Raw genomic sequence first — 19854 nt, 5'->3', positions numbered from 1 at the left:
CCGTTGATGATAATGGGGATGGTATAGCTGATGACGATGAGGATAGTATTACGATTCCTCCACAACAAGCAGATTTATCCTTGACCAAAGTAGTAATAGATGGGGATGTAACACCGCTAATTGGTTCTGAGATTACTTTCCAAATTAGAATATTCAATGATGGACCACAAGATGCTACAGGTGTAGAGGTAATAGATTTACTACCATCAGGATATGATTTTATATTATTCAGTTCTACAGTAGGTGATTATAATGAAAATACAGGTATTTGGACAGTAGGTAATATTGCTAGTGGAACATCTGAAACATTATTAATAGATGTGTTAGTAAATGCTACTGGAGATTATTTGAATATTACTGAGGTTACAGCTTCTGATGTATTTGATATGGATTCAGAACCAAATAATGATGATGGAGATCAAGATGAAGATGATGAAGATAATGCAATCGTTACTCCTGTAGAATCAATTTCAGATTTATCTCTTACTAAAATAGTAGTCGATGGAGATACAACACCATTAATCGGTTCGGAAATTACCTTTCAGATTACCGTAACAAATGATGGTCCGGAAAATGCCACAGGTGTTGAAGTAACTGATCTTTTACCTTCTGGATTTGATTTTGTATTGTTCAGTTCAACGACTGGATCATATGATGAGACAACAGGTTTGTGGAATGTTGGCAATATTGCCAGTGGCACTTCAGAAACATTATTAATAGATGTATTGGTAAATGCTACAGGTGATTATTTGAATATTGCAGAAGTTTCTGCTTCTGATATTACAGATATAGATTCTACACCAAATAATGATACTGGTAACCAAAGTGAAGATGATGAGGATAATCAATTGATTACACCAGTCGAATCTATTGCAGATGTATCGTTAACTAAAGAAGTAGTGGATGGAGATATTACCCCTCTTGTAGGTTCAGAAATAACATTTAGAATAACGGTAAGAAATGATGGTCCAGAAAGGGCTACAGGTATAGAGGTAACAGATTTGTTGCCTTCTGGATATGATTTCTTGACTTTCAGCTCTTCTACAGGTACATATGATGAATTTTCAGGAGTTTGGGAAGTTGGAAATCTTGAAAACGGAGATGTAGAAACCTTATTAATTGATGTACAAGTAAGACCAAATGGGGATTATTTAAATACGGCAGAGGTTTCAGCTTCGGATGTAATGGATATTGATTCTACACCAGGAAATGGTATAACTACAGAAGATGATTATGCAGATGCGATCACTGTACCTATTCAAAGTATAGCAGATTTATCAATTACTAAAACAACTGTGAGTGGCGCTACAACTGCTTTACCTGGTGATGAATTGCGTTTTCAGATTACAATTAGCAATGCTGGACCAGAAACGGCGACTAATGTAGAAGCACAGGATTTATTACCTATCGGGTTTGAATATATTCAGCATAGTGCCACATCAGGAACCTATGATCCTGTAACGGGTTTATGGGATGTAGAAGATGTGCCTGCAAATGGTTCTCAAACGATATTCATTGATGTTTTAGTTAATGAACCTACCGATACTCCGGGAGAATTTATAAATAGTGCAGAAATTATTTCAAGTGATCAGTTTGATCCAGATACAAGCAACAACGAAGTAAGTTTCCCTATTCAGGTGCCAATTTCAGATTTAAGTTTAATCAAGTCAGTTAGTAATGAAATGCCAAATGTTGGAGAAACAATAACATTTACGGTTCGAGTAAATAATGATGGTCCAGACTTGGCAACAGGTGTTGACATAGTAGATGTATTACCTATAGGTTATAGTCAACCTAGTAACGTAACTAGTCCGGTAGGCCAGCCATTAGGCTCAATAAATGGGAATAGGATAGAGTGGACTAACTTACAAATACCTATTGGAGGAATAGATTTAACGTATGATGTGGTAGTAAATGCACCGACATTAGAAGAGGATGAATATAAGAATGTGGTTCAAGTTACAGGTGCCGCCACTTTTGATCCAGATGCAACACCAAACAATGATGATGGGGATCAAAGTGAAGATGATGAAGATAGTTTTGAAATTGTAATTCCAGGAACGGATATTCAAGTCATAAAAACGGTTAGTAATGCAAATCCTGCAATAGGTGATGAAATTACTTTTATAATTACTGCAGAGAATCTAGGTTCTTTGGATGCTACTACAGTAGAAGTATTAGATCAATTACCAACAGGATATAGATTTGAATCATTTACTGCGACATCTGGAAATTATAGTTCCGTATCAGGTATATGGTCTATTCCATCGGTGACAGGAGGTAGTTCTGAAATACTAGAAATAACGGTTGAAGTATTAGATATAGAAGATTATCTAAACATAGCTTCATTAATATCCTTAGATCAAATAGATGGAAACTCTAGTAATGATGAAGATCAAGTAACTATTGAAACGATTTGCCTTACGGTTTTTAATGAGTTTTCTCCAAATAATGATGGAAATAATGAATTCTTCTATATCGATTGTATATCTAGATATCCCAATAATGAGCTAATTATTTATAACCGTTGGGGAAATATAGTATATCAGAAAAAAGGATACGACAATACTTTTGATGGAACATCTAATGGTAGAGCAGTACTATATACAGAAGATAAACTACCAGTAGGAACATATTATTATGTTCTTAATCTCGGAAATGGTTCAGAGCCTAAGGCAGGATGGTTATACATTAATAGATAAACTACACAAAATTATTCATAAAAAGGAGGTGAATTTAGATTCGCCTCCACTATATCAAAAAAGAAAGAAATGAATATAAACAATCAAAAACTAATATATATGCTGCTGTTACTACTAAGTATGACGGCATATAGTCAGCAGGATCCTCAATTTACTCAATATATGTATAATACATTAAGTGTAAACTCTGCCTATGCTGGATCAAGAGGCCATTTTACGGCAACGGGTATTCATCGCTCTCAATGGGTTGGTATTGATGGAGCTCCAAGGACTCAAACCCTAACTTTCGACACTCCCATAGGAAAAAAAGTAGGATTAGGTTTGTCTATAGTAAATGATGAGATAGGACCTACAGATGAAATTTATTTTGATCTGAATTTTTCATACACAATAAAAGCATCACAAACACATCGTCTTTCTTTTGGAATTAAGGGAGGAGGGAGATTGTTTAGCATAGATTGGACAAAAGGGCAATCTCAAAATCCTGATAATTTATTTCAGCAAAATATTAACAATCGATTTTTCCCTACAGTTGGAGCGGGTTTATATCTTCATAGCGAGAAAAGTTATATAGGGTTGTCTATACCAAATTTTTTTACAGATCAGCATTATGATGATATACAAGAATCCATTGCCTCAGAACGCTTACATTTTTTCTTAATAGGAGGATTGATATTTGATCTTAGTGAAAACACAAAATTTAAACCTGCATTTTTAATAAAGCACGTAGTTGGAGCACCTCTTATTGCTGATATTTCCGCTAACTTTATGTTCTATGATCGTTTTAGAATAGGAGCATCTTATCGATGGGATGATTCTATAAGTGCCCTAGCAGGTTTTCAGGTAGCTCCTGGTTTGTTGATAGGATATGCTTATGATTATACTACGACAGAATTGCAGAAATTTACTACAGGAAGTCATGAAATCATGATTCGTTTTGAACTTATATCACAAGAAAAGAGATTAAAATCACCGAGATTCTTTTAAAATATAGTATATGAAAAATATAATTACACTAAGCATACTACTACTAATTACTGCCTTAACCTACTCTCAGAAAAAATATAAAAGAGCGGATGATTTTTTTGAGAAAATGTGGTACAAAGAAGCCGCAAAAGAATACGAGGCAGCCATTGATGAAGGCGATCTTTCTCAAGAAATTTTCCAAAAAGCTGGTGACGCTCATTATTTTAATACCAATATGGAAGGAGCCTATAAATGGTATGATAGGCTGGTGTCAGAATATCCAAATGAAGTAGATTCAGAATATATATTTAGATATGCTCATTCATTACAAGGGATTGGCGAATATAAGTTGGCAAAAAAATGGATGAAAAAATTTTCGAGTACAGCAAAAACAGAAGACCCAAGAGCAGAAAAATATTCACAAAATAATATCACTGTAGAGGATATTCTAAATATAGAACCTCAATTTACTTTGAGAAATTTAGAGATCAATACAGAGAATTCTGATTTTGGTCCGATGTATTTTGAAGATAAGCTGGTATATGCTTCTGCAGTAGATTCTTCTTATTACCATAAAAGGCAATATCATTGGAATGAACAACCATTTCTTAATTTATATCTAGGAAGAATTAATCCCTTACAAACAGATGTTTCCCTTTTGGAAGATTTCTCAAAAGATATAAACACTAAATACCACGAAGCGACATTATCATTTACTCCAGATCAGAAAAAAATATTTTTTACTCGCAATAATTATAATGGTGATTTAGGACGTGATGATGAAGGGATTAATCATCTAAAATTATATAGTGCTATATTAGAAGAAGAAGATGGCGATAAAGTATGGACAGATATCAAAGAATTACCTTTCAATAGTGATGATTATTCTGTAGGACATCCAGCTGTAAGTGTTGATGGTAAAAAATTATATTTTGTATCTGATATGCCTGGATCAATTGGTGCTACTGATATTTTTGTTGTAAACATATTAGATAATGACGAATACACGGATCCGCAAAATTTAGGACCTCAAATTAATACCTACGGAAGAGAAATGTTTCCTTTTATTACAGATTCTAATTTATACTTCGCTTCTGATGGGCATTTAGGATTAGGGGGACTTGATGTTTTCGAAAGTAATTATTCCAATCTAAATCAATTTGATACTCCTGTAAATCTTGGAGCCCCACTAAATAGTAAATTAGATGATTTTGGTTTTATTATTAGAGAAGAAAATAATACCGGTTTTGTGTGTTCTAATAGAAAATCAGGTAAGGGAGATGATGACATTTATTCTTTTGAAAGAACCCCAATAGAAAAATGTAGTCAATCTGCGTATGGATATGTTTCTAACAATAAGACCGGAGAGAGAATATCTGGGACAACTATATATCTGTTCGATACCAAAGGAGCTAAATTAGAAGAAACTATAACAGGAATTAACGGAGGGTATACTTTTAATACTGTTATTAATTGTAAAGAAAACTATATAATAAAAGCCCAAAAAACAGGATATTCTCCTAACGAAAAAGAATTCAGTACTCCTAACACAAATGGCAAAACAGAAGTTCCTCTAGGTTTAGAAACAGTAAATGAATTAATTGTTGAAGAAAATGGAATTCTTAAAATTAAAATAGGGATTATCTATTTCAATTTGGACAAATCTTTTATTAGAAATGATGCAGCCATAGAACTAAACAAAATAGTTTTGCTAATGACTCAATATCCAAAAATGGTTATCAAAGTAGAATCCCATACAGATGCTAGGTCTCCTGATAATTACAACCTGTCATTGTCGGATAGAAGAGCAAAATCTACAAAAGAATATTTGGTGTCTCAGGGAATCTCCGTGGAAAGAATCGAAAGTGCAATAGGATATGGAGAAGCTCAATTAATTAATCGCTGCACTAATGATGTTCCTTGTTCAGAAGCAGAACATCAACTAAACAGAAGATCAGAATTTATTATCACTAAGATGTGATTTAGTCAAGATTAATGATGTAAAAAATAAATAAAACAAAAAAGCCGACTCGTTAAAGTCGGCTTTTCTTTGCTGTGCGGGCAAAGAGACAGTTATCGAACTTTTTGATGGAGGATTCTGAGTTAATTATCAGAAAATCAGTGTATTTGTAAAATTTTATTTTACATGATATTAGGTCTAATCTTCATAAAAGAGGAGTAGAGGGATAATTGTCTGATTTAATTAGTTTTGAAGTTAGAGCTAGAAGACAGAAATCGAATCGAACTCTTTTAATTTATTCAATTATAATTAGGCTTTCTCTTTTTTCTAGAACTTTCGTTTATCAAAAAAATTACTCGAGAATTTCTCTTATTAGCACATGATCGATTACACTTGTTCCATAATGGGCAATCTCAATTTTCCCATTTAAATCTATCAGAAAGTCGGCTGGAATTTGATGAAATTTACCCTCAACTTTACCTCCTAGTTTATATCCTTCAGAAGCCGCTCGTATCATACTTTTCAAACCTCTAAAACTTGAAGTTCTAAATAACTTACCCCAGGAAGGAGTTACGTGATACAAATCATATAGCTCAAAATTGGAATCAGATATTAAGTTAAATTCTAATTCGTGTCTTTCATATATTGATGTTTTAATACTTTCGGCATCGCTTTGAAATATAGCTACTACTATAATATTGTTATTTTTTAAATTCATAGCTTCCTTTTTTAGTTCTGCTATTCTAAGATTACAAAGTGCGCATTCTGCGTATCTAAAAAAAGAAAGAAGAATTTTAGAATCCTTTATTTTAGACAAATCAATCTCTCTTTCAAAAATATCCTGAGTTTTAAAGATTGGAGCTTTATCTCCTTGTTTTAGTTTCATTTATTTTTTTTAACAAAAATGGAGATAGTTAACTTTAGTTTCCTTGATTACAATCAAGAAATTCTACTTCTTATTCTGCTTAAGGTTTCAGGTTCCATATTAAGATAGGATGATATATACTTAAGTGGTAAACTGTTTACTAGGTGACCACTTCTTTTAAGAAATGAAATATACCTGGCCTTTGGTCGTAAACTTAATAGTTCTGCCTGTCTTTCTAAATGTCCAGCCAAGGTTCGCTCAACTAAAGAATAGTACCAAACTTTTATATCGCTATACTCATTCATAAGTTTCTCAAGGTGTGTTTTAGATATTTGAAGGAGGACACAGTCAGTAATTGCTTTTATATGAAACTTTGAAGGTGACTGAGTAATGAAAGAAGAAAATGAGCAAATTACTGAAGTTTCATAACCGAAGCCCAGTACATGCTCTTTTGAATTGTTCTCTAGTCCTACAAATAAAGAACCTGAACATACAAAATAAAGATGGTGCTCAACTTGACCACTTTTGATAATAAATTCATTTTTTCTTATAACTTTTTCTTCGCTCCAAAATTTATTAAGGGTCGCTTTAGAAGTGTCTTTAAGTTTATGAAAACCATTAAGTTTTTCGAGATGATACATGGTCGAAAGATTAAAATTTAAAATCTTTAATTGGTGATGATAAATCTACCCAGGTACCGTCGGGATCTTTCAAAAGAAGTCTTCTTTGTCCATAAAAAGTATTGGCTGGTTCTGAAACACATTTAAAACCTTTTCCTTTGGCAATGTCATATATACCATCCACATTTTCCATTACGAAAGTAGTATAGAAACCATTGGGGTTAGTTTGGAAGTCTATAGGTACAATTTCATGACTTCTATCAACAATGCCCAGTTCTAAATTCCTATCCCTAGTTATTAAATGAATGAACCAATCGCTATCATAATTTACATCAAAATCGAAAAGCGCAGTGTAAAAGTGCTTACTCTCAGCTAGGTGATCAGAACAGATATTGGTCATTAGTCTATTAACTTTCTTCATACTTGGATTATTTAATTACTAAAAATTGCCATTGTTAAATCCTAATTTTTGACAAAAAAGACACCTTAACTTTTACAAATGTGCTAAAAAAACCATCCATTTTTCCAAAAAAATACGATTCAATCCAAATAAAACAGAATATGAACCAAATAGAAAATTCAGAATAACACCAATCGTATAAGTTTGGAAAATTATTAATAACACAACAATAGTACTGAATTAACATCAAATTAAAATTTTATTGAATGTGTTTATGAATAATTCTTAAAAAATTAAATAAATATCTAATCAATTAAAAACAATTATTATGGAATTAAATGTCTTATTAGGTGAGTTTTTTGGAACTATGATGCTGGTCTTGTTAGGCAACGGTGTCGTTGCAAATGTTCTTTTAACAGATTCTAAAGCAAATGGAAGTGGGTGGATGGTTATTTCATCCGGATGGGCTTTTGCTGTATTGGTAGGAGTTTTTGTTGCCTTAGCCTTTGGTGCCCCAGCTCATATTAACCCTGCGGTTACTATTGGCTTTGCTGTTTCAAGTGGTGATTTTTCTAACGTTTTACCATTTGTTAGTTCTCAATTCTTAGGAGCTTTTTTTGGATCGGTATTGGTTTACTTTCATTTTGGTCCACATTGGAAAGCAACAGCTGATCAAGGACTAAAATTAGCATGTTTCTCCACGGGACCTGCAATTCGCAAAACAGGTGCGAATATTCTAAGTGAAGCTATTGCAACATTTGTTTTAGTGCTAGGTGTAGCTGCAATATTTGACAGTAGTGGTTCTGTAGCTCCAGGATTAGGTCCATTTTTAGTAGCAGGATTAGTCTGGGGTATAGGTTTATCCTTAGGAGGAACTACAGGTTATGCTGTTAACCCTGCACGTGATTTAGCACCACGCATTGCACATGCAATTTTACCTATTCCAGGAAAAGGTGGCTCTGATTTCTCATATAGCTTTATACCTGTTGTGGGGCCTATTTTAGGTGGTGTAGCTGCTGGATTATTTATAATGTCTTTCCCAGTATTCTAACAAATACAATCACATTCAATCATTTTTATTAACAACTAAATTATATAACGTGAAAAATTTAAAATACATAACAATACTTGTAGCCTTATGTTCACTATCGGTAACAGCACAATTAAAAGATAGTAATGAAGCATCAATTAATACAGAAAATATTTCTGTGGATAGCCAAAATAGTTCTATGGTCACTGAACCAGAGGCAACAACTCAAGATACTCAAGATACTCAAGATACTCAAGAAGATAAAAAAAGCAAGTGGAATGTTGCCTATGACCTTACATTAAATAGTCGATTTATTTGGCGAGGATTAGTATTGGGAGATCACCCAAATGCACAGGCAAGTGTTACTTTCTCTAAAGGTGGATTCTTTATTGGAGTGTGGTCATCATATCCGTTTTCAATAGCATCTGATGCACCTAACTACAAGGAAATTATTCCTTATATCGGTTACGGTGGTAAAGTTGGTAAGAAATCTAACTTAGCAGTAATGGTCCTACCGCACTATGATCCTAATGTTGGTGGTTTTTTTGATTTCGATAATGATGGTGCCACAAATAGGTTAGAATTAAGAGCGGTTTATAATATTGGGAAATTAGACTTTTTCGCAGGATGGGATTTTTATAATTCGTTTCCAGGAAGTGATGCTCCTTTATACTTAGAAGTTGGTTATTCTATTGATATGCCGAATAAAATTACGGTACGCCCATTTATTTCAGCTTCACCTAATGATAACTATTACACTACGGATGGTAAGGCCAATGTTACTCAAATTGGCTGGTATACTTCAAAATCCTATTCTATAAGCAAGGAAGTTGGGCTAACTTTTAAAACAGACATGGTTTATAACCCAGATAGAGAAGAGTTTAATGCAGCGTTCAACGCTACTATTAAACTTTAATTCTTATTTTACTCATGATTATTATTTACTCTGAGGAAAGTATGATTTAATAAGAAGTATGTATCAATTATTCTATTAATACTTAAAAATTGAAGAAATGAAAAAATTAATTAATAAAATTGAGGATGTTATTGTAGAACAAATGCAGGGTATGGCGGTAGCCCATCCCGACCTTAGAATAAATCTCGAACCAAAATATATCTGTAGAAATAAAGCTACAAAGAAGGGTAAGGTTGTTATCCTTTCTGGAGGAGGAAGTGGACATGAACCTATGCACGGAGGATTTGTTGGAGTAGGAATGCTAGATGCTGCATGTCCTGGAGAAGTTTTTACCTCACCAACTCCCGATCAAATGTATGAATGTGCCAAAGCAGTTGAAAATGGTGGCGGAGTATTATTTTTAGTTAAGAATTATACAGGTGATGTTATGAACTTTGAAATGGCAGCTGAAATGTTAAATTCTGAGGGTATTGAAACACAAAATATTCTAATAGATGATGACGTGGCAGTTAAAGACAGCTTATATACTGCCGGTAGACGCGGTGTTGGAACAACAGTTATAATGGAAAAGATTGTAGGAGCAGCTTCTGAAGCTGGTTACAACCTAAATGAATGCGCAAATCTAGCACGCAAGGTAAATTCAAGAGGAAGGTCTATGGGTATTGCATTAACTTCATGTATAGTACCAGCGGCAGGTAAACCAAATTTCGATATTGATGAGGATGAAATTGAAATTGGTGTGGGGATACACGGAGAACCTGGAAGAAAAAGAATAGCACACACAACCGCTGACGAGATTACTTTTATTTTAACAAATGCTATCTTAGATGACGAGGATTATACCCGACAATTAAACGAATGGGATGCTGAATCTTCAGGATGGAAGGAAAAAACTCTTGTAAGCGAATCATTTAAATCGGGTGATAAAATGATTGCTATGGTGAATAGTTTGGGAAGTACTCCTGTGTCAGAATTATATTCCGTGTATCGAAAACTAGATGAAATATGTGCCGAAAAGGAAATATCCTTAGTAAGGAATCTTGTTGGGGCATATATTACAGCTCTAGATATGCAAGGATGTTCTATAACTTTAGTGCGTGCTGATGAAGAAATACTTAAATTCTGGGATTCACCTGTGAATACTCCTGGCTTAAGATGGGGAAAGTAATTTAATATGGTGTTGAATTTTAATTAAAAAGACCTATGAAAACTATAAATATAACGCAACTGGTTAAGTGGCTTGAAAATTCAGCCTTAGTTATGAGAGAAAATAAGGACTATCTAACAAAATTGGATTCTGATATTGGAGATGCAGATCACGGTTTTAACATGGAAAGAGGTTTCAATAAGGTTCTTGAAAAACTAGATGAATTGTCGGCTAGTAAAGACATTGCTTCACTTTTTAAAAATACTGGGATGACACTAATTTCTAGTATAGGCGGAGCATCTGGTCCACTTTACGGTACGTTGTTCTTGCAGGCTAGTATAGTTTTAAAAGATAAGACTGAACTTAATTTAAGAGACTTAAAGGACTGTTTAGATAATGGAGTAAATGGGGTTAAACTCAGAGGAAAAGCTTCAATAGGTGATAAAACTATGATAGATGTTTTAGATCCTGTTGTTCAATCTTTATCCGATTCTTTAAACGCAGAGTTATCAATAAGTGAAGCTTTAACTGATATGGTTCAGGTAGCGGAAAAAGGCATGAAATCAACGACAGACTTAATTGCAAAAAAGGGAAGAGCGAGCTATTTGGGAGAGCGTAGTATTGGACATCAAGATGCTGGAGCAACATCCAGCTATCTCATAGTGAAATCATTAAAAAAGGCTATAAACTAAGTTGAAGATATATGGTTGGAATAGTAATTGTTTCTCATAGTGAGAAATTAGCAGATGGAGTTAAAGAGTTAGCCCAACAAATGTCGCAAAACAAGGTGAAGATTTTTGCAGCAGGAGGTATAGATGATGAAAGCAATCCTATAGGTACTGACCCATTTAAAATTAAAGATGCAATAGAGCTAGCAGACTCAAAAGAAGGTGTTTTGGTCTTGATGGATATAGGTAGTGCAGTTATGAATGCAGAACTTGCCACTGAAATGCTATCGGATGATTTAAGGCAAAAGGTTTTGCTTTGCGAAGCTCCTTTAATCGAGGGAGCTATTGCAGCTGCAGCCCAGTCTATGACTGGTGCAAATCTTAAAACCGTTGCTAATGAAGCTAGAAATGGTTTAGTAGGTAAAAAATCTTTATTAGGTTCTAAGAATGAAGAAGAAAAACCTAAACAAATAGCACAAGTTATAGGTAAAGAGATTGAAATTGCAGTGCCAAATGAATTAGGTCTTCACGCAAGACCTGCTGTTAGATTAGTAGAACTTGTCAATAAATATGATAATGAAGTAAGTGTAAGCAAAAATAAAAGAGATTATGTTTTGGCAGGAAGTATTAGCCAAGTAGGAACACTTGGTGCTAAAAAAGGTGATGTTTTGACCTTTAAAGTAATTGGAGATGAATTTCTTGAGTTTGAAAAATCTTTACAAAAATTTTATGCTGATAATTTTGGTGATTCAAAAAAGAAAATAAAACCTAAAGAATCAATTCAGGTTAAAACTAATGGCGCAAGTGTATCTTCTAATAGTATACAAGGAGTACCTGTTTCCAAAGGAATTTCTGTGGCACCTGCTAAACTTTTACACAATCAAACAGTTACAGTAGAAAAAACCATTATTAAAAATACTACTGAGGAAAAAATTAAGCTAAAAAATGCCTTAAGTAAAATTATTGGAGAACTTGAAGATATACGCCATAAGACTATGGGGCTATATGGAAAAGAAGATGCAGAAATTTTTGATTTTCACGTGTCTTTACTTAAAGATGATGAAAAAATAAAAGAGGTAGAAAATTTAATAGAAGACGAAAACTATAGTGCGGCTTACGCTTGGTTTTATGTTTTTGAAAAATTAGAATATAAGTACTTAAAAATGAGTAATTTGTATTTCAAAGAAAGAGCATCCGATGTTATAGAAGTAAGAAATAAAGTACTAGTCCAAATATTAGATTGTGCTCAAACTGAAATCAATTTAAATGAGCCAAGTATATTAGTTGTAGAAGAAATTGGTCCTGCTCAAACATTAAGTTTGGATACAGAAAAAGTATTAGGAATAGTATCAAAAGTTGGTGGAGAAACTTCACATGCAACTATACTTGCTAGATCACTTGGTATCCCAGCAATTACTGGTCTCGAAAGCCAAATAGATGTAATTAAAGATGGCGAACTTATAGGAATCGACGGTAGTAAGGGAGTCATATATTTAGATAGAAAGAATCCAGAAAAAATTTCTTCTTTGCGTGAGGAAAAGAAGATGGAAGAAAAGATTTTTCAAGAGAGATTTTCAAAAGCTAAAATGCCAGCTATTACTGAAGACGAGGTGAAATTTAAAATTCTTGCGAATATAAGTAGCCCTAAAGAAGCTAAAATTGCATTTAAAAATGGAGCTGATGGAATTGGTCTTTACAGAACAGAATTTTTGTATATGAATAGAGAAACTCCTCCTTCTGAGGATGAGCAGTATCAGATTTACAAGCAAGTATGTGAGAATATGCAAGGTTTACCCATAACCATCAGAACCCTAGATGTTGGGGGAGATAAACCTATTCCATACTTAGGAATAGCTCCAGAAACCAATCCATTTCTTGGAGTTAGAGGGATTAGATATTGCTTGCAAAACACAGAAATTTTTAAAACTCAGCTTAGAGCAATTTGTCGAGTTTCAGCCGATTATGATATTCGAATAATGTACCCAATGGTTGGTATGCTTGAAGAAGTTATTGAAGCAAATAAAATTTTGTCAGATGTACAGAGCGAACTAAGCAAAGAAGGAATCAAATATTCTGAGAGTATAAAAGTTGGAATTATGGTGGAAGTCCCTTCCATATTATTCATATTACCACAAATATCAAGTGAATTAGATTTTTTAAGTATTGGCACAAATGATTTGACGCAGTATTTATTGGCAATGGATCGAGAAAATGTTTCTATTTCTAAAAATTATAGTGCACTGCACCCTGCCGTTATTTCAGCTTTGACATCTATTCTGCAAAATTCTGAAAAAGTAGGTCTTGAAGTAAGCCTTTGCGGTGAGTTAGCTAGAAATCCTAATGCTACAAATCTACTAAGTTCTATTGGACTTAGAAGTTATAGTATGTCTAGCCCTGCGATTCCTGCTATAAAAGAAGTTATAAGAAAAATTAATACTAAAAAGGATAAATTTTCTTCTAATGATATTAATAAATGGAATACGTTATCTATTGTAAAAAGCAAACTTAAAATATAGTATTTGAAATTAGCCAAACTAGACCTTTTTAGCACATTTATATTTCATTTCGATAATGAAACATAAATTATTGCCTATTTACTATTTAGTTGCACATTTTTGATTTTAACAAAAAAATGTATACAATAAGATTTTGTCAAAAAATAGGCTTCAATTTTGATAAAAATCATTGATTGATGTATTAAATATTCATAATACACATTTTTTGAGCCAAATAGAACATTTTTTATTAACATTAATAATTATTTTTATACCATACATAATTTAAATTATGATTAATAAAGAGCTAAAAATTTATTTTGAAAAAGCCGATGAGTACAAGGTATTGGAGACTAATAATCAGTTTTTAATACAATATTCAGTTGCAGAATCAAAAGAAAGGGATAGAATCTTTATTAAAGATCATATGTTAATGTTTGTTCTTAGAGGTAATCTTGGAGTTGCAACTCCAAATTACTTTTACAAATTAGAAGCAGGAGAAGCTATTTTCGTAAAGAAAGGGTCTATTATAGTTTGTGAAAAACTAAAACATGGAGATCAATTAGAATGTATGTTGGGCCTTTTAACTGATGATTTTCTGAAAGACTTTATGAGTAAAAATAAACGGATGATATCTCCATCTGAATTGTTTGATGTAAAATCTTTGGGTGCTTATCAATTTTTCATGGATAAATGGATGGATGCCTATATTAATTCAGTTTTACCATACTTCGATCTTACTACTTCTCCACCTGTCAACGAACTAATTTTTCACAAATTTGAAGAATTACTTTTATTGCTTGTTTCTGGTCAGGAACGCAGTTACTTCATGAGTTTTTTAAAAGAGTGCTTGGCAGGAGAAGGGTCTCAATTAGATGAAGTAATACAAACAAATATGTACACAAGTCTTAATGTTGACCATTTAGCCCACTTAGCTAATCTAAGTTTATCTCAGTTTAAACGAGAGTTTAAAAAGAGATACAAAGATTCACCGGCACATTGGCTAAGAACAAAACGACTTGAATATGCTTCTCATCTTTTGATAACGACAAACAAAAATATTAACGAAATATGTTATGACTCAGGTTTTAACAACACATCCCATTTCTGTCGTCTCTTTCAAGAGAATTACAATACCTCACCTCTCAAATTTAGACAACAAGTACCTACCTGATCACTAACATTTTTTAATATTGTCTTATGAAATAAGTAACCACATTCGCACAATTACCTAAAGTCCCTTATTAATAAGGAATATAGGTCAAAATCAAATTATTTAACTAAAAAAATCAAAGCTGATAAATTGTCGGCTAGGAATTTTACACCCGAAAATCAACGTAAAAAGGAAAAAATTATGAAACGATTTTTCAATGAATCTAAAAAAGTAGTAACAGAAGCCATAGATGGCGAACTTCGTTTAACTGGCACTCAAAACCTTACTCGCGCAGATGGCTTTCCATCAAGAAAATTTGTAGTGAGAGGTGATTGGGATAAATCTAAAGTAGCTATAATTTCAGGCGGTGGGGCTGGCCATGAACCAGCACACGTTGGTTTTATAGGGAAAGGGATGCTCACAGCTGCTATCTCTGGAGAAGTTTTTGCCTCACCCAGCGTGGAAGCAGTATTAGCTTGTATTTTACAGGTCACTGGCGACGCTGGATGTCTTTTAATAGTGAAAAATTATACAGGTGATAGACTAAATTTTGGCTTAGCAGCCGAAAGGGCAAAGAAAATGGGTAAAAAAGTAGAGATGGTTGTTGTCCAAGACGATATTGCAATAGCTGATGCTCCCCAACCAAGAGGTATAGCAGGTACGCTCTTTGTTCACAAAATTGCAGGTCATCTATCAGAAAAGGGATCCACTTTAGAAGAAATAAAACTAAAGGCCGAAAAGACTGCTCAAAATAGCTTCTCACTAGGATTGGCTATTTCTACCTGCACCCTACCAGGAAAAGAATTGGCTCTTACAGATGCTCCTGCTGAACTTGGCTTAGGAATACATGGTGAACCAGGTTTAGAAAAAGTTGACTTTAAAGGCGGTAAAGAAGCAGTTGCTATGGTACTTTCGAGACTTTTTGCTGAAACAAAGCCTGACGAAAACTATGCACTTTTAATTAACAACCTTGGCGCTGTTACTCCTTTAGAGATGTCAATAATCGCCAATGAAGTTCTTACCTCTAGGTACAAAGATCAAATTGAATTTGTAATTGGTCCGGCTCTTCTAATGACTTCATTAAATATGTATGGTTTTAGTTTCTCATTAATGAAACTTACCGAAGAAAATAAAGAAATGTTATTAGCACCAGTAGAACCTAAATCGTGGCCAGGTGTTATCAAACCTTCAGAACCAGAAATATTTGACATTAGCTATTTAAAGTTAAGGAAGACTTTTGAACCAAGCATGAATCCTCAAGTTGAAGATTACCTTCAAACTATTTGTGCTGCTTTAATAAATACGGAAGAGCACCTTAATAATTTAGATAAACAAATAGGTGACGGAGACACAGGTAGTACATTTGCTGCAGGGGCAAATGGTATAATTGATTTACTAAATGCCAAAAGTTTACCACTAAATGATACCGGAGATTTACTTGTAGCAATAGGCGAATTACTTGCTAGTCATATGGGCGGTTCAAGTGGCGTTCTTTCATCAATAATGCTTACTAATGCAGGAGCTTGTATTTCTAAAGGTAATGATTTAGCCGTTGCACTTAAATCAGGGGTGAAAATGATGATGAAATATGGAGGTGCTAAATTAGGTTCTAGAACAATGATAGATGCATTATTACCAGCTGTAGAAAAACTAAAAGGTATGAATTTAGAAGAAGTAGCGTCAGCTGCTCGAGAGGGAGCCAACTCTACTGCTAAAATGGACAAAGCTGAATCAGGGCGTTCCTCTTATTTAAGAGCAGAAAGTTTAAAAGATGTAATCGATCCAGGCGCAGAAGCTATTGCAATTCTATTTGAATCAATCGCCTTGAAACCTAAATATAAACATTAATTTTTTTGTGGAAGACTTTTTACATACCACAAAACCGTGAAGAGTTTTCCATATTAATTAAGCTAAAAAATGATTAAAAATACAAGAACTCTTGGTGAATTTATTATAAAAAATCAAATGGCTTTTCCATACTCTACTGGGGAGCTATCAAGTCTTATTAATGGAATACGTCTAGCTGCAAAGGTGGTAAATCACGAAGTTAACAAGGCTGGTTTGGTTGACATTTTGGGAGCTTATGGGGAGACTAATATTCAAGGAGAAAAACAACAAAAACTTGATGTATTTGCGAATGAAAAATTTATACAGGCTCTAGACAATAGGGAAATAGTATGTGGAATTGCTTCAGAAGAAGAAGAAGATTTTATTATTCTAAATAGTGATGACAAAAAGAATCAAAATAAGTATGTGGTTTTAATTGACCCGCTTGATGGCTCTTCAAATATAGATGTTAATGTTTCCGTTGGGACTATCTTTTCAATTTATAGAAGAATTAGCCCTTTAGGAAGTCCTGTTCAACTAGAGGATTTTTTACAACCTGGAAAAGATCAAGTAGCAGCAGGTTACATCGTTTATGGTACTTCAACTATGATCGTTTATTCTACGGGAGATGGCGTAAACGGGTTTACACTCAACCCCGCCATAGGTTCATTTTACCTTTCACATCCAAATATGAAGTTTCCAAAAGATGGTAGCATTTATTCTGTTAATGAAGGTAACTATGTTCATTTTCCATCAGGGGTAAAACAATACATTAAATATTGTCAAAAAGAAGAGGGTAATCGACCTTATAGCTCTAGATATATTGGCTCTTTAGTACCTGATTTTCATAGAAATATGATTAAAGGCGGAATTTATATGTATCCTAATAGCGAAATCGCTAATGATGGAAAATTACGATTATTATATGAATGTAATCCGATGGCATATATAGCAGAACAGGCTGGTGGTAGAGCTACTGATGGATATAATAGAGTTTTAGAAATTAATCCAAAAGAGCTACATCAAAGAGTTCCGTTTTTTTGTGGAAGTAGGAATATGGTTAAAAAACTTGAAGAGCATATAACAAATTATCAATAGTGTTAATGTTTCATATTATTAAAGGTTGGAAAAACTGTATTAGATACTAAACATACTTTAATAAAGAAGGTTATTCCTACATAAGGATAAGCGAATCGAACCTTTTGTATTTGATAATCAATTGTTTATAAAAAACGAAAATATAAATTTTATAAGAAGCATATCGAAATTAAAACCTGTAACTGTCTCATTTTTAGAAAAATAAAAAGAGGTAAATTGAAAATTTACCTCTTTTGGTGCGGGCGGGGAGACTCGAACTCCCACACCTCGCGGCACTAGATCCTAAGTCTAGCGTGTCTACCAATTCCACCACGCCCGCATTAAAACTTTTACAAAACTTAGGACTGTCTGCAAAAGCGAGTGCAAATATAAACAATACTTTTAAAATAAAAAGTCTCAACAAAAAAAATATAAACTTTTAGTACTTTTAGGCAAAATTAATTCAATCCAAATGCAAAATACCAAATCTTACGTTCAGGAACATAAAGATCGTTTTATCAACGAACTTCTTGAATTACTTAAAATACCATCTATTAGTGCAGATTCAGCATATGAAAAAGATGTTATTAAAACAGCTGATGAAATAAAGAAGAGTCTAGAAAATGCAGGCTGTGATCTTGTAGAAATATGTGAAACTCCTGGATACCCTATCGTGTATGGAGAGAAGATGATAAATCCTGATCTCCCTACGGTTTTAGTATATGGACATTATGATGTACAGCCACCAGATCCAATTGATCTTTGGGATAGTCCCCCTTTTGAACCAGTTATTAAAAAAACAGAATTGCATCCTGAAGGAGCAATTTTTGCAAGAGGTTCTTGTGATGATAAAGGGCAGATGTATATGCATGTCAAGGCAATGGAATTAATGACTAAAACGGATCAACTTCCTTGTAACGTAAAGTTTATGATCGAGGGAGAAGAAGAAGTAGGAAGTAATAGTCTTAGTTGGTTTGTAGAAAGAAATCAGGAGAAGTTATCCAATGATGTAATTCTTATAAGTGATACGGGTATGATCGCTAAAGATGTTCCGTCAATTACTACAGGATTACGAGGATTAAGTTATGTAGAAGTAGAGGTTACAGGCCCCAATAGAGATTTGCACAGTGGGTTATATGGAGGAGCAGTAGCGAATCCAATTAATATCCTAACCAAAATGATTGCCTCTTTGCACGACGATAATAATCACATTACTATTCCTGGTTTTTATGATAAAGTAGAAGAGCTATCTAAAGATGAGCGAGCAGAAATGGCGAAAGCTCCATTTTCTTTAGAAGCATATAGAAAATCACTAGATATTAACGCCGTATATGGAGAAGAAGGATATACAACCAATGAACGTAACTCTATTCGTCCTACATTAGATGTAAACGGAATTTGGGGCGGATATACTGGAGAAGGGGCTAAAACTGTGATCGCTAGTAAGGCATATGCGAAAATTTCTATGCGTTTGGTACCAAATCAGGACTGGAAAGAAATCACCGAGCTGTTTAAGAATCATTTCGAAAGTATTGCTCCAGAAGCAGTAACGGTAAAAGTTACGCCACATCACGGTGGACAAGGATACGTTACTCCAATAGATAATATTGGATACAAAGCTGCAAGTAATGCATATCAGGATACTTTTGGAAAAACTCCGATACCACAAAGAAGTGGAGGAAGTATTCCTATTGTTTCTCTATTCGAAAAAAAATTAAAGAGCAAAACAATTCTTATGGGATTTGGTTTGGACAGTGATGCAATCCATTCACCAAATGAACATTTCGGTGTTTGGAATTACTTAAAAGGGATTGAAACGATTCCTTTATTTTATAAGTATTTTACAGAGTTAAGTAAAGATAATTAGGGCGTTACCCCGATTCTAATCGGGGTCGGGCTATTCGCTATATCTTATTTATTAAGCACCCTTCGAGAACCTCAGGGTACTTGATAAATAAGGATGCCGCTACTATCCCTAACGCAAATAATAACATACCTGTTGGGTTTTTAAGACCCAACAGGTATTTT

15 protein-coding genes and 1 tRNA gene are annotated in these 19854 nt (G+C 33.8%); 12 read left to right on the top strand and 4 right to left on the bottom strand.

Annotated elements, in window-relative coordinates:
- The 3 genes from Q0921_RS21560 to Q0921_RS21550 form a co-directional block, all read left to right on the top strand.
- On the top strand, window positions 1–2702 hold a 2702-nt coding region (locus Q0921_RS21560; RefSeq protein ID WP_299260590.1), incomplete at its 5' end, for a gliding motility-associated C-terminal domain-containing protein.
- 99 nt (window positions 2703–2801) lie between these two features.
- Window positions 2802–3689: a type IX secretion system membrane protein PorP/SprF gene (locus Q0921_RS21555; protein WP_299260588.1), complete on the top strand. Its 888-nt coding sequence runs from the start codon at window positions 2802–2804 to the stop codon at window positions 3687–3689.
- A 10-nt stretch (window positions 3690–3699) separates the two neighbouring features.
- On the top strand, window positions 3700–5649 hold the full coding sequence (locus Q0921_RS21550; RefSeq protein WP_299260586.1) for an OmpA family protein: 1950 nt from the start codon (window positions 3700–3702) through the stop codon (window positions 5647–5649).
- Between the two features lie 331 nt (window positions 5650–5980).
- On the opposite strand, the gene Q0921_RS21545 is transcribed toward Q0921_RS21550, so the two are convergent.
- From Q0921_RS21545 to Q0921_RS21535, 3 genes are read right to left on the bottom strand one after another with little or no spacing between them, the layout of a single operon-like run.
- Window positions 5981–6514, bottom strand: coding sequence for a redoxin domain-containing protein (locus Q0921_RS21545; RefSeq protein WP_299260584.1), 534 nt, complete (start codon window positions 6512–6514; stop codon window positions 5981–5983).
- A gap of 53 nt (window positions 6515–6567) precedes the next feature.
- Window positions 6568–7134 (bottom strand): Crp/Fnr family transcriptional regulator, encoded by a 567-nt coding sequence (locus Q0921_RS21540; protein ID WP_299260582.1) that lies wholly within the window; start codon window positions 7132–7134, stop codon window positions 6568–6570.
- A 10-nt stretch (window positions 7135–7144) separates the two neighbouring features.
- A complete protein-coding gene (locus Q0921_RS21535; protein WP_299260580.1) occupies window positions 7145–7534 on the bottom strand; it encodes a VOC family protein in 390 nt (129 codons plus the stop codon).
- A 307-nt stretch (window positions 7535–7841) separates the two neighbouring features.
- Between Q0921_RS21535 and Q0921_RS21530 the strand changes: the two genes are divergently transcribed.
- The 8 genes from Q0921_RS21530 (at window position 7842) to fbp (ending at window position 17847) form a co-directional block, all read left to right on the top strand.
- On the top strand, window positions 7842–8564 hold the full coding sequence (locus Q0921_RS21530; RefSeq protein ID WP_299260578.1) for an MIP/aquaporin family protein: 723 nt from the start codon (window positions 7842–7844) through the stop codon (window positions 8562–8564).
- Window positions 8565–8613: 49 nt separating this feature from the next.
- Window positions 8614–9459, top strand: coding sequence for a hypothetical protein (locus Q0921_RS21525; protein WP_299260576.1), 846 nt, complete (start codon window positions 8614–8616; stop codon window positions 9457–9459).
- Window positions 9460–9556: 97 nt separating this feature from the next.
- The gene (gene dhaK, locus Q0921_RS21520; protein WP_299260574.1) at window positions 9557–10627 is read left to right on the top strand and encodes a dihydroxyacetone kinase subunit DhaK; all 1071 of its coding nucleotides are present in this window, start codon (window positions 9557–9559) and stop codon (window positions 10625–10627) included.
- 35 nt (window positions 10628–10662) lie between these two features.
- Complete coding sequence (dhaL, locus tag Q0921_RS21515) at window positions 10663–11298, top strand: dihydroxyacetone kinase subunit DhaL (RefSeq protein ID WP_299260572.1); 636 nt, start codon at window positions 10663–10665, stop codon at window positions 11296–11298.
- Between the two features lie 11 nt (window positions 11299–11309).
- Window positions 11310–13790 (top strand): phosphoenolpyruvate--protein phosphotransferase, encoded by a 2481-nt coding sequence (gene ptsP, locus Q0921_RS21510; protein WP_299260570.1) that lies wholly within the window; start codon window positions 11310–11312, stop codon window positions 13788–13790.
- Window positions 13791–14061: 271 nt separating this feature from the next.
- A complete protein-coding gene (locus tag Q0921_RS21505) occupies window positions 14062–14943 on the top strand; it encodes a helix-turn-helix transcriptional regulator (RefSeq protein WP_299260568.1) in 882 nt (293 codons plus the stop codon).
- Window positions 14944–15123: 180 nt separating this feature from the next.
- Window positions 15124–16770: a dihydroxyacetone kinase subunit DhaK gene (locus Q0921_RS21500; RefSeq protein WP_299260565.1), complete on the top strand. Its 1647-nt coding sequence runs from the start codon at window positions 15124–15126 to the stop codon at window positions 16768–16770.
- 69 nt (window positions 16771–16839) lie between these two features.
- The gene (gene fbp, locus Q0921_RS21495; RefSeq protein WP_299260563.1) at window positions 16840–17847 is read left to right on the top strand and encodes a class 1 fructose-bisphosphatase; all 1008 of its coding nucleotides are present in this window, start codon (window positions 16840–16842) and stop codon (window positions 17845–17847) included.
- A gap of 234 nt (window positions 17848–18081) precedes the next feature.
- On the opposite strand, the gene Q0921_RS21490 is transcribed toward fbp, so the two are convergent.
- Window positions 18082–18166 (bottom strand) — tRNA-Leu (locus Q0921_RS21490).
- Between the two features lie 132 nt (window positions 18167–18298).
- Between Q0921_RS21490 and Q0921_RS21485 the strand changes: the two genes are divergently transcribed.
- Window positions 18299–19693 carry a dipeptidase gene (locus Q0921_RS21485; RefSeq protein ID WP_299260560.1) on the top strand — a complete coding sequence of 465 codons (1395 nt, stop codon included), beginning with the start codon at window positions 18299–18301 and terminating at the stop codon, window positions 19691–19693.
- Window positions 19694–19854 lie beyond the last annotated feature (161 nt).

It is taken from the genome of uncultured Aquimarina sp. (assembly GCF_947496855.1).
Taxonomy (GTDB): Bacteria; Bacteroidota; Bacteroidia; order Flavobacteriales; family Flavobacteriaceae; genus Aquimarina.
The sequence above is the reverse complement of the archived record's forward strand: the minus strand, read 5'-3'. Positions and strand labels throughout refer to the sequence as shown.

What these genes read in the sequence shown, in the direction of transcription:
- Q0921_RS21545 (WP_299260584.1), bottom strand. Translation starts at nt 6,514, where the DNA reads ATGAAACTAAAACAAGGAGATAAAGCTCCAATCTTTAAAACTCAGGAT.
- dhaL (WP_299260572.1), top strand. Translation starts at nt 10,663, where the DNA reads ATGAAAACTATAAATATAACGCAACTGGTTAAGTGGCTTGAAAATTCA.
- ptsP (WP_299260570.1), top strand. Translation starts at nt 11,310, where the DNA reads ATGGTTGGAATAGTAATTGTTTCTCATAGTGAGAAATTAGCAGATGGA.
- Q0921_RS21485 (WP_299260560.1), top strand. Translation starts at nt 18,299, where the DNA reads ATGCAAAATACCAAATCTTACGTTCAGGAACATAAAGATCGTTTTATC.
- dhaK (WP_299260574.1), top strand. Translation starts at nt 9,557, where the DNA reads ATGAAAAAATTAATTAATAAAATTGAGGATGTTATTGTAGAACAAATG.
- Q0921_RS21500 (WP_299260565.1), top strand. Translation starts at nt 15,124, where the DNA reads ATGAAACGATTTTTCAATGAATCTAAAAAAGTAGTAACAGAAGCCATA.
- Q0921_RS21550 (WP_299260586.1), top strand. Translation starts at nt 3,700, where the DNA reads ATGAAAAATATAATTACACTAAGCATACTACTACTAATTACTGCCTTA.
- Q0921_RS21530 (WP_299260578.1), top strand. Translation starts at nt 7,842, where the DNA reads ATGGAATTAAATGTCTTATTAGGTGAGTTTTTTGGAACTATGATGCTG.
- Q0921_RS21540 (WP_299260582.1), bottom strand. Translation starts at nt 7,134, where the DNA reads ATGTATCATCTCGAAAAACTTAATGGTTTTCATAAACTTAAAGACACT.
- Q0921_RS21505 (WP_299260568.1), top strand. Translation starts at nt 14,062, where the DNA reads ATGATTAATAAAGAGCTAAAAATTTATTTTGAAAAAGCCGATGAGTAC.
- Q0921_RS21555 (WP_299260588.1), top strand. Translation starts at nt 2,802, where the DNA reads ATGCTGCTGTTACTACTAAGTATGACGGCATATAGTCAGCAGGATCCT.
- Q0921_RS21535 (WP_299260580.1), bottom strand. Translation starts at nt 7,534, where the DNA reads ATGAAGAAAGTTAATAGACTAATGACCAATATCTGTTCTGATCACCTA.
- fbp (WP_299260563.1), top strand. Translation starts at nt 16,840, where the DNA reads ATGATTAAAAATACAAGAACTCTTGGTGAATTTATTATAAAAAATCAA.